This is a genomic window from Janthinobacterium sp. TND4EL3, assembly GCF_900156175.1.
GTDB lineage: Bacteria > Pseudomonadota > Gammaproteobacteria > Burkholderiales > Burkholderiaceae_D > Janthinobacterium.
The window spans coordinates 1-12,803 of record NZ_FTMV01000028.1 but is presented as its reverse complement, the minus strand read 5'-3'; the positions used below and the strand labels follow the sequence as shown (position 1 = coordinate 12,803).

General features: G+C 63.8%; 10 protein-coding genes and 1 tRNA gene. 1 reads left to right on the top strand and 10 read right to left on the bottom strand.

The annotated features are described in order from the left end of the window. Positions 1-104: 104 nt before the first annotated feature. From BXA07_RS27205 to BXA07_RS27190, 4 genes are all read right to left on the bottom strand, one after another. A tRNA-Leu gene (locus tag BXA07_RS27205) sits at positions 105-188 on the bottom strand. A gap of 68 nt (positions 189-256) precedes the next feature. Beyond that, positions 257-1,756: a nucleobase:cation symporter-2 family protein gene (locus BXA07_RS27200; protein ID WP_244556419.1), complete on the bottom strand. Its 1,500-nt coding sequence runs from the start codon at positions 1,754-1,756 to the stop codon at positions 257-259. A 277-nt stretch (positions 1,757-2,033) separates the two neighbouring features. Beyond that, the gene (locus tag BXA07_RS27195; RefSeq protein WP_076572721.1) at positions 2,034-2,462 is read right to left on the bottom strand and encodes a hypothetical protein; all 429 of its coding nucleotides are present in this window, start codon (positions 2,460-2,462) and stop codon (positions 2,034-2,036) included. 52 nt (positions 2,463-2,514) lie between these two features. Beyond that, on the bottom strand, positions 2,515-2,958 hold the full coding sequence (locus BXA07_RS27190; protein WP_076572719.1) for a hypothetical protein: 444 nt from the start codon (positions 2,956-2,958) through the stop codon (positions 2,515-2,517). A 149-nt stretch (positions 2,959-3,107) separates the two neighbouring features. Between BXA07_RS27190 and BXA07_RS27185 the strand changes: the two genes are divergently transcribed. Beyond that, positions 3,108-3,821: a S24 family peptidase gene (locus BXA07_RS27185; protein ID WP_076572718.1), complete on the top strand. Its 714-nt coding sequence runs from the start codon at positions 3,108-3,110 to the stop codon at positions 3,819-3,821. Positions 3,822-3,863: 42 nt separating this feature from the next. Here the strand turns inward: BXA07_RS27185 and BXA07_RS27180 are convergent, their stop codons facing one another. From BXA07_RS27180 to BXA07_RS27155, 6 genes are all read right to left on the bottom strand, one after another. Then, the gene (locus tag BXA07_RS27180) at positions 3,864-5,750 is read right to left on the bottom strand and encodes a propionate--CoA ligase (protein ID WP_076572716.1); all 1,887 of its coding nucleotides are present in this window, start codon (positions 5,748-5,750) and stop codon (positions 3,864-3,866) included. Between the two features lie 142 nt (positions 5,751-5,892). Next, a complete protein-coding gene (prpF, locus tag BXA07_RS27175; protein ID WP_076572714.1) occupies positions 5,893-7,098 on the bottom strand; it encodes a 2-methylaconitate cis-trans isomerase PrpF in 1,206 nt (401 codons plus the stop codon). A 121-nt stretch (positions 7,099-7,219) separates the two neighbouring features. Next, complete coding sequence (gene acnD, locus BXA07_RS27170; protein WP_076572787.1) at positions 7,220-9,814, bottom strand: Fe/S-dependent 2-methylisocitrate dehydratase AcnD; 2,595 nt, start codon at positions 9,812-9,814, stop codon at positions 7,220-7,222. 11 nt (positions 9,815-9,825) lie between these two features. Next, on the bottom strand, positions 9,826-10,980 hold the full coding sequence (gene prpC / locus BXA07_RS27165) for a bifunctional 2-methylcitrate synthase/citrate synthase (protein WP_076572712.1): 1,155 nt from the start codon (positions 10,978-10,980) through the stop codon (positions 9,826-9,828). 71 nt (positions 10,981-11,051) lie between these two features. Next, the gene (gene prpB / locus BXA07_RS27160; protein WP_076572711.1) at positions 11,052-11,939 is read right to left on the bottom strand and encodes a methylisocitrate lyase; all 888 of its coding nucleotides are present in this window, start codon (positions 11,937-11,939) and stop codon (positions 11,052-11,054) included. 312 nt (positions 11,940-12,251) lie between these two features. Next, positions 12,252-12,803 (bottom strand): IS1595 family transposase (locus BXA07_RS27155; protein ID WP_139335798.1); only part of this gene is annotated, 552 nt, incomplete at its 5' end.

Genomic DNA, 12,803 nt, shown 5'->3' with positions numbered 1-12,803 from the left:
TTCTATGCCGTATTTTGCGTTTTCTACAGCCGAAAAAAACCCGCTTTCCCCTATGAAAATAGAGAAAAGCGGGCTTTGTATTACTATGCGTTTTTTGTTCTGAGTGCCCGGAGCCGGAATCGAACCGGCACGCCCTTACAGGCGGGAGATTTTAAGTCTCCAGTGTCTACCAGTTTCACCATCCGGGCAGCGCGGCAAGATTCTAGCACAAGTGACATGGATTGCACCATCTTGCCTGGCAATTGGCCCGTCCCCCTCACTCGCTCCCATGGCTGTTCGTGCGCGCCTGCTCCCGCGCCGCATCTGCGGACGCCAGTCCGTTGAAGAACAAATTGAGCAGCACGGCGACGATGGCGGCCAGCAGGATGCCGCTATGCAGCAATGGCGACAGGGCCTTGGGCATGTGCTGCGCATATTGTTCCGCCACCAGCGGCAGCATGCCGAAGCCGATAGCCAGGGCCACGATGAACAGGTTGTTGCGGTTGGTCTTGTAGTCCACGCCGGCCAGGATGCGGATGCCGGTGGCGGCGACCATGCCGAACATGACCAGCCCTGCCCCGCCCAGCACGAACGCGGGCACGGCTTCTGCCGTCTGCGCGATCTTCGGGATGAGGCCCATGACAAGCAGGATGAGGCCGGCCGCCACGCAGACCCAGCGGCTACGCACGCCCGTCACCCCGACCAGGCCCACATTCTGCGAAAACGAAGTGTACGGAAAAGTATTGAAGATGCCGCCAATCAGGGTACCCAGGCCGTCGACGCGCAAGCCGCGGCTGATATCGGCCTGCCCGATGCGCTTGCCCGTCATCTCGCCCAACGCAAGGAACATGCCCAGGGACTCGATCATGACGACGATCATCACGAGGCTCATGGTGATGATGGCCATCAGGTCGAAGGTCGGCATGCCGAACTGGAACGGCGTGACGATGGCAAAGGCCTTGGCGCTGGCCACCTTGGCGAAATCGGCCTTGCCCAGCGCAAATGACAGGGCCGTACCGGCGATGATGCCGATCAAGACGGCGATATTCGACAGGAAACCCCTGCCATACTTGGCTACAAGCAAAATAACAGCCAGCACGAAAAAGGCGATGCCCATGTTGTCCAGCGCGCCATAGCCGGGATTGGCAATCAGGGGCGCGGGGCCGGCCGGCGCGGGCAAGCCAGCCGCCATGGCCGCAGCGGCCATCTTGACGAAAGCAGGGTCGGCAATCTGGGCCATGGCGGGCGGCCCGCCCATGGCCCAGTTGACGCCCACGCGCATCAGCGACACGCCGATCACGGCAATGATACTGCCAGTCACTACCGGCGGGAACAGCGCCAGCAGGCGGCTGATGAACGGCGCGATCAGCATCGACACGACGCCGGCGCCGATCACGGCGCCAAAGATGCCCGTGATGCCCAGCGCGGGATTGTTGGCCATGGCCAGCATGGGACTGACGGCGGCGAAGGTGACGCCCATCATGACGGGCAGGCGGATGCCGAAGTGCTTGCCGATGCCGAGGGACTGGATCAGGGTGACGAGACCGCAGCAGAACAGGTCGGCGCTGATCAGCGCCGCCACCTGCTCCGGCGGCAGCTTGAGGGCGCGTCCGACGATCAGGGGCACGGCGATGGCGCCCGCATACATGACGAGCACATGTTGCAGGCCCAGGGTGAACAGTTTTCCTGCAGGCAAAACTTCATCGACGGGCGCTGGCGCCGCAGGCGTCGCGCCCGGCACGCTGCGGTGGATGGATTTCAGGCGGGGAGTGGCCATTTACGCTCCATTTCCTGGGTTGCCGCAGACCGGATGGACGCGGATGCACGGGGAAAGCAAGAGAGAAACGGGATAACAGGAATACAACGACGACTGACGATGCATGCGAAGCTCCTTGAATGGGGAAAAGCCCACGGCTGGTCATGCATGCATCGTGCCAGGTCAATTGTATACAATTCATGGCAACAAACCAGCAGCACGATGCGTCGTGGCGCCCGCTTCGCACCGATTCAAGGCACGCCGCCCCGCGCCTGCACCAAAAGAAGACGCCGGCGCGTCAGCTTCGCGTCCTGACCTTCTTGACAGCGGCGGCTGCATCCGCCGCCAGTTCGCCGATATCCTTGTCGCGGCGCCGGTCGAACCAGCGCACGCTGGCCGTCACCAGCCACCATGCCGGCAAACCGGCGAGCGCCATCAGCGGCGCGGCAATGAACAGGAAGCCCATGGCCGGATCACAGCCATACAGCGACGCCACCGTTTGCGCGCTGTCAAACAAGCCGGGCCACCACGACAGCAGCGCCGACACCAGGACGGGACCGGCAAATGTGGCGATGATGATGCTGGAGCAAATGCGGATGAGCGCCTCCTTGCAGCTGCGTGGCCACATGACCATGAAGCTGAGCCAGGTGGCAAAACAGGCGGCCAGCAAGGGCACGCCCAGCAGCTTGATCCAGGCGGCGCCGGCGGCGGTGATGTCGATATGCATGATGTGCTTTCAGTTGCGAGAAAAATGGCTGCGCCGGGCAGCGTGCTTGCTGTCATTGCTTTACAAGGCGGCTTGCCGTCCCTTTGCTCCCCTGTGCCGGCCCGAACAGCGCCGCCACCAGCGGATCGCGGCATGCCGCGCCGCGTGGCCAGCTGACCGTGCGGCGCACCTGCGGCGGCAGTTCGGCCCAGCCGTCGACCGCGTCGTCCTGCTCGCCCAGCGCGTACAGGGCGGGCCGCTGGCGCCCCGGCTCCGTGCAATGGCGCTGCGCCAGGTGGATCTGTCCCAGGCCGCACATGTGGCGCAAATAGCGGCTCATGGTGCCTGCATCGAGTCCCAGCAAGGCGGACAATTGCGCCGCGCTGGCCTGGCCCTGCTCGCCGATGTACTGCGCGATGCGGGCGATGTGCAGCTGCGCCTTCTTGCTGCGTCCCTGTAACTGGCGCGGCGTGCGCGGCGCCGCCCTGCTTGCACTTTCCTGACTGCCGTTCAACATCCGCCTGACCTCCCGTATGGTTGCCGGCCGACAGACGCTGTAGTGCGTTTGCGACAGGCAATGAATGGACTTTATCAATCGCTAATGTTAAAGTCAAGCATTTGGTAATTTATCAAACGGTAAATTTCGGGTTTAATGTGGAGATGAATATGTATCAATACAGACGCGACCGCCTGCTGGGCCTGATACGCGAGCGCTATGACAACACGCGCAAGAAAATCTCCGACGCCAGCGGCTGGAGCGAGGCGCGCATTTCGCAAATACTCTCGCCCACCTACCGCGAGGGCCGCGCCTTCAGCGAAAAGATCGCGCGCAAGCTGGAAGCGGACCTGCAGCTGGCCAGCATGTACTTCGACCAGGGCGCGGCGCCCGACCAGGCGGCCATGGCCGCGCGCGCGCTGGCCGGCGTGCAGCCCGTCGTCGTGGAAGATGGCGAAGATGAGCGCTTCTACCCGATCCGCAAGGTGAAATTGCGCCTGTCGGCCGGCATCACGGGCTTTGCCATCGAACCGGAAACGCACGACGGCAGCACCATCAGCGTGCCGCGCAGCTGGGTCGAGCGCAATGGCTACCACCCGGAAAAACTGGTGGCGATCAAGGTCAAGGGCGAGAGCATGGAGCCGGCCCTGTACGAGGACGACGTGGTGATCATCAATACGGCCGACAACCGGCCGGCCGACGGCATCGTGTTTGCCATCAATTACGAAGGCGAACCGGTGGTCAAGCGCATGGCGCGCGATATCGGCGAGTGGTGGCTGACCTCGGACAACCCGGACCAGCGCAAATACCACCGCAAGCTATGCCGCGGCAATGAATGCCTGATCGTGGGCAGGGTCGTGCGCAAGGAAAGCGACCGGATCTGACCGAAGTTTATCGAACGATAAACTTCGGCTCCATCCCGATGCTTAAGCCAGGGCCGCCTGGATTTGCTGCAGCGATGCCGGATCTTCGATCGACGTCAGGTCGCCAGGGCTGCGCCCTTCGCAGATGGCCTGGATCGAGCGGCGCAGCAGCTTGCCCGAACGCGTCTTCGGCAGCTGCGTGACGAACAGCACGCGCGCTGGCCGCGCCACGGCGCCCAGCTGCCGGTCGACCACGGCCATCACCTCGCGCTCCAGGGCCGCTTTCGCGTCGACGCTGTCGTAGCCCTGCGGATGCTTCAGGATCACGAATGCCATCGCCACCTGGCCTTTGAGCTTGTCCTCCATGCCCACCACGGCCACTTCCGAGACGTTCGGATGGCTGGAAATGCTTTCTTCGATTTCGCGCGTGCCCAGGCGGTGGCCGGCCACATTGATCACGTCGTCCGTGCGGCCGAGGATGAAGTAGTAACCGTCGGCGTCGCGCATGCCCCAGTCGAAGGTGGAATACACCTGGCGCTCGCTGAAGGTGGACCAGTACGTGTCGACGAAACGTTCGTCGTCGCCATAGACCGTCTGCATGCAGCCGGGCGGCAGCGGGCCTTCCAGCACCAGCACGCCCTTCTCGTTGGCGCCGCACTCCTCGCCCGTCGCCTCGTTGAGCAGCTTGACCTGGTAGCCGTACATGGCCATGCCGGGGCTGCCCAGGCGCGTCGGCGTGTCCGCCACGCCTTTCGCCACCGAGAGGATGGGCCAGCCCGTCTCCGTCTGCCAGTAATTGTCGATGATGTCCACTTTCAGCTCATCGGCGATCCACTGCGACGTGGTTTCATCGAGCGGCTCGCCCGCCAGGTACAGCGCTTTCAATGACGACAGGTCGTGCTTGCGCATCAGTTCCACCGGGTGCTTGCGCAGCACGCGGATGGCGGTCGGCGCCGAGAACATGCGCGTGACCTTGTATTTCTCGACAATGCTCCACCAGATGCCCGCATCGGGACAGATGGGCAGGCCCTCGTACAGGATGGTGGCCATGCCGGCGATCAGCGGGCCGTACACGATGTAGGAATGGCCCACCACCCAGCCGATGTCCGAGGTGGCGAAGAAGGTTTCGCCTGGCTTGCCGCAGAAGTTGTACTGCATCGACGACGCCAGCGCTACCGCATAGCCGCCCACGTCGCGCTGCACGCCCTTCGGTTTGCCCGTCGTGCCCGAGGTGTACAGCACATACGACGGCTCGTTCGACTCGAGCCAGACGACGGGCACCTGCGCGTCCAGGTGCTGCTCGCGCAGGGTCGCGTAATCGACGTCGCGGCCCGGCGTCAGCGCCATCGGCACCAGGTGGCGGTCGACCAGCAGCACGTGCTGCGGCTGGTGCGCGGACAAGCGGATCGCTTCGTCGAGCAGCGGCTTGTAGGCGATCGCCTTGCCATTGCGCGAACCGGCATCGGCGGAGAACACCAGCTTGGGCTGTGCGTCGTCGATGCGGCTGGCCAGGCTGTTGGCGGCAAACCCGCCGAACACCACGGAATGCACGGCGCCGATGCGCGCGCAGGCGAGCATGGCAAAGGCCGCCTCGGCAATCATCGGCATGTAGATCAGCACGCGGTCGCCCTTGACCACGCCCAGCGACAGCAAAATGGCGGCGCAGCGCTCCACTTCGCGCTGCAGTTCGCGAAAACTGTAGCTGCGTTCGGTATTCGTCTCGGTGGAGATGGCGATCAGCGCAGGCGCGTCGCCCTGGCTGCCCACCCAACGGTCGACGGCGTTGTGGCACAGATTGGTGGTGCCGCCGACGAACCATTTGGCGAACGGCGGCCGGGAATAGTCGAGCACTTGCGAAAACGGGGTATTCCAGGCGATCTTTGCCGCTTCCTCGCGCCAGAACGCTTCTGGCGTGTCGATCGAGCGCTGATAAAATGCTGCGAAATTCATGTCTCCTCCGGTAGGCTTGCAATCTGTTGTAGTTGCTGCTCGTTCCTGTTCTGCTGATCTTTTCGCGCAAGCGCCCTCCGCACCGTGCCGGCATAGGCAGGGCAGGTATCGGCCGGGCCAGCGGCGGCCCGGCCTGCATGGCTTATGCGTTAAAGGCGTCGCCGGGAATGCGCACGAATCCCTCCATCAGCACGCGCGCGCTGCGGCTCATGATGGCCTTGGTGACGCTCCATTGGCCATCGGCCTGCTGCGCTTGCGCGCCCACCGTCAGGGTGCCCGACGGGTGGCCGAAACGCACGCTGCTTTTTTCGCCGCCGCCGGCCGCCAGGTTCACCAGGGTGCCGGGAATGGCCGCCGCCGTGCCAATGGCGACGGCCGCCGTGCCCATCATGGCGTGGTGCAGCTTGCCCATCGACATGGCGCGCACCAGCAGGTCGACGTCGCCCGCTTCCACCCGCTTGCCGCTGGACGAGACATAGCCGGCCGGTTTGGCGACAAAGGCCACCTTCGGCGTGTGCTGGCGCTTGGCCGCTTCATCGAGGTGGGAAATCAGGCCCATGCGCAGGGCGCCGTGCGCGCGGATGGTCTCGAAACGGGCCAGGGCGGCCGCATCGCCGTTGATGGCGTCCTGCAGTTCCGTGCCCGTGTAGCCGATGGCGTCCGCGTCGACAAAAATCGTCGGGATGCCGGCGTTGATCATCGTGACTTTTAAGATTCCAATGCCGGGCACGTCGAGCTCATCGACGAGGTTGCCGGTAGGGAACATCGCGGAACTGCCACCATCGCCGCCCTCCTCGTCTGCGGCCGGGTCGAGGAACTCCAGTTTGACTTCGGCGGCCGGGAAGGTCACGCCATCGAGTTCGAAGTCGCCCGTTTCCTGCACTTCGCCATGCGTCATGGGCACGTGGGCGATGATGGTCTTGCCGATATTGGCTTGCCAGATGCGCACCGTGGCGATGCCGTCGGCAGGCGCGCGGGCTGCGTCCACCAGCCCGCTGGCAATGGCGAACGAGCCGACGGCGGCCGACAGGTTGCCGCAATTGCCGCTCCAGTCGACGAAGGGCTTGTCGATCGAGACCTGGCCGAAAAGGTAGTCAACGTCGTGCTCCGGCTTGCTGCTTTTCGCCAGGATCACCGTCTTGCTGGTGCTCGACGTGGCGCCGCCCATGCCGTCGATCTGCTTGCCGTAGGGGTCGGGGCTGCCGATCACGCGCAGCAGGAGCGCATCGCGCGCGGCGCCCGGCACTTGCGCGCTGGCGGGCAAATCCTGCAGGCGGAAGAACACGCCCTTGCTGGTGCCGCCGCGCATGTAGGTGGCGGGGATCTTGATTTGGGGGGTGTGGGTCATGAGTTTTCCTGGAAAGAGGTAGGTCGGATTAGCGTGGCTTCGCCACGCGTAATCCGACACATTGTTGGCGCGTTTCGGCAGACAGCGTCGGATTACGCGCAAGCGCTAATCCGACCTACCGTTACGCGGCTTTCGACGATTCGAGGAAATCCTGCGCGAATCGTTGAAGAACGCCTCCCGCCTCGTAGATCGACACCTCTTCCGCCGTATCGAGGCGACAGGTGACGGGCACGTCGACCGTGTCGCCGTTCTTGCGATGGATCAACAAGGTCAGGGTGGAACGCGGCGTGCGCTCGCCCACGACATCATACGTTTCGCTGCCGTCCAGGCCCAGGGTCTTGCGGTTCACGCCAGGGAGGAATTCCAGCGGCAAGACGCCCATGCCCACCAGGTTGGTGCGGTGGATGCGTTCAAAACCTTCGGCCACGATGGCTTCCACGCCGGCCAGGCGCACGCCCTTGGCGGCCCAGTCGCGCGAGGAACCCTGGCCATAGTCGGCGCCGGCGATGATGATCAATGGCTGCTTGCGCTCCATGTACACCTCGATGGCTTCCCACATGCGCGAGATTTTGCCTTCCGGCTCGATGCGCGTGAGCGAACCGGCCTTCACCTTGCCGTCCTCGATGACCATCTCGTTCTTCAGGGTCGGGTTGGCGAACGTGGCGCGCTGCGCCGTCAAATGGTCGCCCCGGTGCGTGGCGTAGGAATTGAAGTCTTCCTCGGGCAGGCCCATCTTCGCCAGGTATTCGCCGGCCGCGCTGTCGAGCATGATGGCGTTCGATGGCGACAAGTGGTCGGTGGTGATGTTGTCGCCCAGGACGGCCAGCGGACGCATGCCTTTCAAGGGGCGCGCGCCGGCCAGCGCGCCTTCCCAGTATGGCGGGCGGCGGATATACGTCGTCTGCGGACGCCAGTCGTACAGGGGGCTGACCTTGATGCCGTCATCCGCCTGCGCGGCGAACATCGGAATATAGACCTTGCGGAACTGCTCCGGCTTGACGCTGGAAGCGACGATGGCGTCGATTTCCTCGTCGGACGGCCAGATATCCTTGAGCAGAATCGGCTTGCCGTCCGCGTCATGGCCCAGCACATCCTTCTCGATATCGAAGCGGATGGTGCCGGCGATCGCATAGGCCACCACCAGCGGCGGCGAGGCGAGGAAAGCCTGCTTCGCGTACGGGTGGATGCGGCCGTCGAAGTTGCGGTTGCCCGACAGGACGGCCGTGGCGTACAGGTCGCGTGACACCACTTCTTCCTGGATGACGGGATCGAGCGCGCCCGACATGCCGTTGCACGAAGTGCAGGCAAACGCCACGACGCCAAAGCCCAATGCTTCGAGTTCCGGCATCAGGCCCGCTTCCTGCAGATACAGTTCCACGGTTTTCGAGCCGGGCGCCAGCGACGATTTCACCCAGGGCTTGCGCGTCAGGCCCAGGCGGTTCGCATTGCGCGCGATCAAACCGGCGGCGATCATGTTGCGCGGGTTGTTCGTGTTGGTGCAGCTGGTGATGGCGGCGATGATGACGGCGCCGTCCGGCATCTTGCCCGGCTCGTTTTCCACCACGCCGGAAATGCCGCGCGCGGCCAGTTCCGACGTCGGCACGCGGTTGTGCGGGTTCGACGGACCGGCGATATTGCGCACGACGGACGACAGGTCGAAGCTCAAGACGCGCTCGTACTGCGCGTCCTTCAGGCTGTCGGCCCAGAGGCCGGTCTCTTTGGCATACAGCTCCACCAGCTTGACCAGTTCGTCGTCGCGGCCCGTCAGCTTCAGGTACTTGATGGTTTGCGCGTCGATGTAGAACATGGCGGCCGTGGCGCCGAATTCCGGCGCCATGTTGGAAATCGTGGCGCGGTCGCCCAGGGTCAGGTGCGACGCGCCTTCGCCGAAGAATTCCAGGTAGGACGAGACGACCTTCTGCTTGCGCAAGAATTCCGTCAGCGCCAGCACGGTGTCCGTGGCCGTGATGCCCGGCTGCGGCTTGCCGGTCAGCTTGACGCCGATGATGTCGGGCAAACGCATCCACGAGGCGCGGCCCAGCATCACGCTTTCCGCTTCCAGGCCGCCCACGCCGATGGCGATCACGCCCAGCGCGTCGACCATGGGCGTGTGCGAATCCGTACCCACCAGGGTATCGGGATAGGCTACACCATTGTGCACCTGGATCACGGGCGACATGCGCTCAAGATTGATCTGGTGCAAGATGCCGTTGCCCGGCGGAATCACATCGACGTTTTTAAAGGCCTTCTTGGTCCAGTCGATGAAGTCGAAACGGTCTTCGTTGCGGCGGTCTTCGATGGCGCGGTTCTTGGCGAAGGCGTCTGGGTCGAAACCGCCGCATTCGACGGCCAGCGAGTGGTCGACCACCAGCTGCGTGGGCACGACGGGGTTGACGAGGGCCGGATCGCCGCCCTGGGCCGCGATGGCGTCGCGCAGGCCGGCCAGGTCGACCAGGGCCGTCTGGCCCAGGATGTCATGGCAGACGACGCGGGCCGGGAACCACGGGAAATCGAGGTCGCGGCGGCGTTCGATGAACTGGCTCAGCGAAGCGTCCAGGGTGGCCGGGTCGCAGCGGCGCACGAGGTTTTCGGCCAGCACGCGCGAGGTGTAGGGCAAGGCGGCGTAGGCGCCCGGGGCGATCGCATCGACGGCGGCGCGCGTGTCGAAGTAGTCCAGCTGGGTGCCGGGCAAGCGTTTGCGGTGCAAGGTATTCATGGCGGTGCTCATTATTTGCGGTCCTTGATCGGCACGAATTCCAGGTCTTCCGGGCCGACGTAGTTGGCGCTCGGGCGGATGATCTTGTTGTCGATGCGCTGCTCGATGATGTGGGCGGCCCAGCCCGAGGTGCGCGAAATGACGAACAGCGGCGTAAACATCGCCGTCGGCACGCCCATCATGTGGTAGGACACGGCCGAGAACCAGTCCAGGTTCGGGAACATGTTCTTGATTTCCCACATGACCGATTCCAGGCGCTCGGCGATGTCGAACATCTTCGTGGAACCGGCTTCCAGCGACAGCTTGCGCGCCACTTCCTTGATGACCACGTTGCGCGGGTCCGAGATCGTGTAGACGGGGTGGCCGAAGCCGATCACCACTTCCTTGTTGGCGACGCGCTCGCGGATGTCCGCTTCCGCTTCGTCAGGGTTGTCGTAGCGCTTCTGGATGTCCAGCGCCACTTCGTTCGCGCCGCCGTGTTTCGGGCCGCGCAGCGCGCCGATGGCGCCCGTGATGGCCGAATGGATGTCCGAACCCGTGCCGGCGATGACGCGGCTGGTGAAGGTCGAGGCGTTGAATTCGTGTTCCGCGTACAGGATCAGCGAGGTATGCATGGCTTTTTCCCACGACGCCGACGGTTTTTCGCCGTGCAGCAGGTGCAGGAAGTGGCCGCCGATCGAGTCGTCGTCCGTTTCCACTTCGATGCGCTTGCCGTTATGGCTGTAGTGGTACCAGTACAGCAGCATGGAGCCGAACGAGGCCATCAGGCGGTCGGCGATGTCGCGCGCGCCCGGCACGTTATGGTCGTCTTTCTCAGGCAGGGTGCAGCCGAGGACGGAGACGCCCGTGCGCATCACGTCCATCGGGTGGGCGGCGGCCGGCAGCGCTTCCAGCGCCAGTTTCACGGCCGACGGCAAGCCGCGCAGGGATTTCAGCTTGGCCTTGTAGCCTTTCAGTTCGGCGGCGGTGGGCAGCTTGCCGTGCACCAGCAGGTAGGCGATCTCCTCGAACTCGCAGCTGTCGGCCACGTCCAGGATGTCGTAGCCGCGGTAGTGCAAATCGTTGCCGGTCTTGCCGACCGAGCACAGCGCCGTGTTGCCGGCGGTGACGCCGGACAGGGCGACGGATTTTTTAGGCTTGAAAGTGGCGGCTTGCGGTGCATTCATAGGTTTCTCCAAAAATTGACTGGTCTCGGGGGCGTCACTGCGGGACCGGCATGCGGCCCCTGCGTCTTTACTTATTTCTTTTGCGCGGCGAACAGCGCGTCGAGTTTTTGTTCAAAATCATGATAGTTGATCGATTCATACAGTTCCATGCGCGTCTGCATGGTGTCGAGCACATTCTTTTGCGTGCCGTCGCGGCGCAGCGCCTGGTAGACGTTTTCCGCCGCCTTGTTCATGGCGCGGAAGGCCGACAGCGGATACAGGGCCAGGCCCACGTGGGCGCTGCGCAGCTCGTCCAGGGTGAACAGCGGCGTGGCGCCGAATTCCGTGATGTTGGCCAGGATAGGCACGTTGACGGCCTTGGCAAACGTGGCGTACATGTCCAGGTCCGTGATGGCTTCCGGGAAGATCATGTCGGCGCCCGCCTCGACGCAGGCGACGGCGCGCTCGAGGGCCGCTTCCAGGCCATCGACGGCCAGCGCATCGGTGCGCGCCATGATGACGAAATTCGGGTCCGTGCGCGCATCGACGGCCGCCTTGATGCGGTCGACCATCTCTTCCTTGCTCACGATTTCCTTGCCCGGACGGTGGCCGCAGCGCTTGGCGCCCACCTGGTCTTCGATGTGCAGGCCGGCCGCGCCGAACTTGATCATCGATTTCACGGTGCGCGCCACGTTGAAGGCGGACGAGCCAAAGCCCGTGTCCGCGTCGACCAGCAGCGGCAGGTCGCACACATCGGTGATGCGGCGGATGTCGGTCAGCACGTCGTCCAGGCTGGAAATGCCCAGGTCGGGCAAGCCCAGCGAACCGGCCGCGACGCCGCCGCCGGACAGATAGATGGCTTTATAGCCGGCACGCTTGGCCAGCAAGGCGTGATTGGCATTGATGGCGCCGACGACTTGCAATGGGGATTCTTCCTGGACGGCCTTGCGGAATGCGGCACCTGCGGAGTATTGAGTCATGTGTTCACCTTATGGGTTTCGGATGGTCCCGAATGTTTCATGGAGTGGCTATGAGCATTGGTATTGCAAATGCCGTGCCAGCACCGTGCGTCCGCGCGGAAAATGTGCCACGGCGCAGTGAACACGAGGGAAAACAGGCGCGCAGCGGCGCTGCACGGGCTGTCCCGCCAAGGAACAGCGATGTCACGATTCAGGTCAGCGATGTTCCAACGACGTTTCAAATATGTTTCAATCATTCCATTTGAAACATTGAAACACGAAACAGCCCGGGCGGCCATCAGGTGGAATGCGGCGCGCGCGCATAAAAAAAGGCTATGTCACCGTCAGGTGTGGGAACTCTCCCACCGTTGCTTTCAATAACGCTTCAGGCGAGCGGATGCGCCTGGCGTCGAGGATCCAGCGCCATCCCAGGTAATTCGGCAGATAACGGCTGGCCACGCCATGGAAGATGCGCAGCCATTCCCGCAAGCGGCTGTGATACGCGTTGACGTTCTGCACGTGGGCGGCGCCCTGCACGCGGATGCCGGCGTGCAAGTTGACGGCCTGGTGGCTGATGCCCGCTTCCGCAGCGAAAGCCCGGTAGGCAGCGTGGCCGTCGGTGAGCAGCAAGACGTCCTTGTCGATCACGGGTGGCAGGCAGGCATGCAGCTGCACCTTGGTCAGCGCCCCTTTTCCCGTGACGAAATCGAGGGTTTGTCCCGTGCGGTCGCGCGCCACCACGATGCAGACTTGTTCACTGGAAATGCCGCGCTGGCGGGCGTGGCCGCCCCGGCGGCGTGCCGGACGCGTCAGATGCCTGGATCCCTTTTCTGATTCCAGCAGATACAGCTCGTCGGCCTCGGCGATGCCGTGCAGGCACAGCGG

Coding starts and splice junctions, on each gene's coding strand:
- BXA07_RS27200 (WP_244556419.1), bottom strand. CDS start 1,756: ATGGCCACTCCCCGCCTGAAATCCATCCACCGCAGCGTGCCGGGCGCG.
- BXA07_RS27195 (WP_076572721.1), bottom strand. CDS start 2,462: ATGCATATCGACATCACCGCCGCCGGCGCCGCCTGGATCAAGCTGCTG.
- BXA07_RS27190 (WP_076572719.1), bottom strand. CDS start 2,958: ATGTTGAACGGCAGTCAGGAAAGTGCAAGCAGGGCGGCGCCGCGCACG.
- BXA07_RS27185 (WP_076572718.1), top strand. CDS start 3,108: ATGTATCAATACAGACGCGACCGCCTGCTGGGCCTGATACGCGAGCGC.
- BXA07_RS27180 (WP_076572716.1), bottom strand. CDS start 5,750: ATGAATTTCGCAGCATTTTATCAGCGCTCGATCGACACGCCAGAAGCG.
- prpF (WP_076572714.1), bottom strand. CDS start 7,098: ATGACCCACACCCCCCAAATCAAGATCCCCGCCACCTACATGCGCGGC.
- acnD (WP_076572787.1), bottom strand. CDS start 9,814: ATGAATACCTTGCACCGCAAACGCTTGCCCGGCACCCAGCTGGACTAC.
- prpC (WP_076572712.1), bottom strand. CDS start 10,980: ATGAATGCACCGCAAGCCGCCACTTTCAAGCCTAAAAAATCCGTCGCC.
- prpB (WP_076572711.1), bottom strand. CDS start 11,939: ATGACTCAATACTCCGCAGGTGCCGCATTCCGCAAGGCCGTCCAGGAA.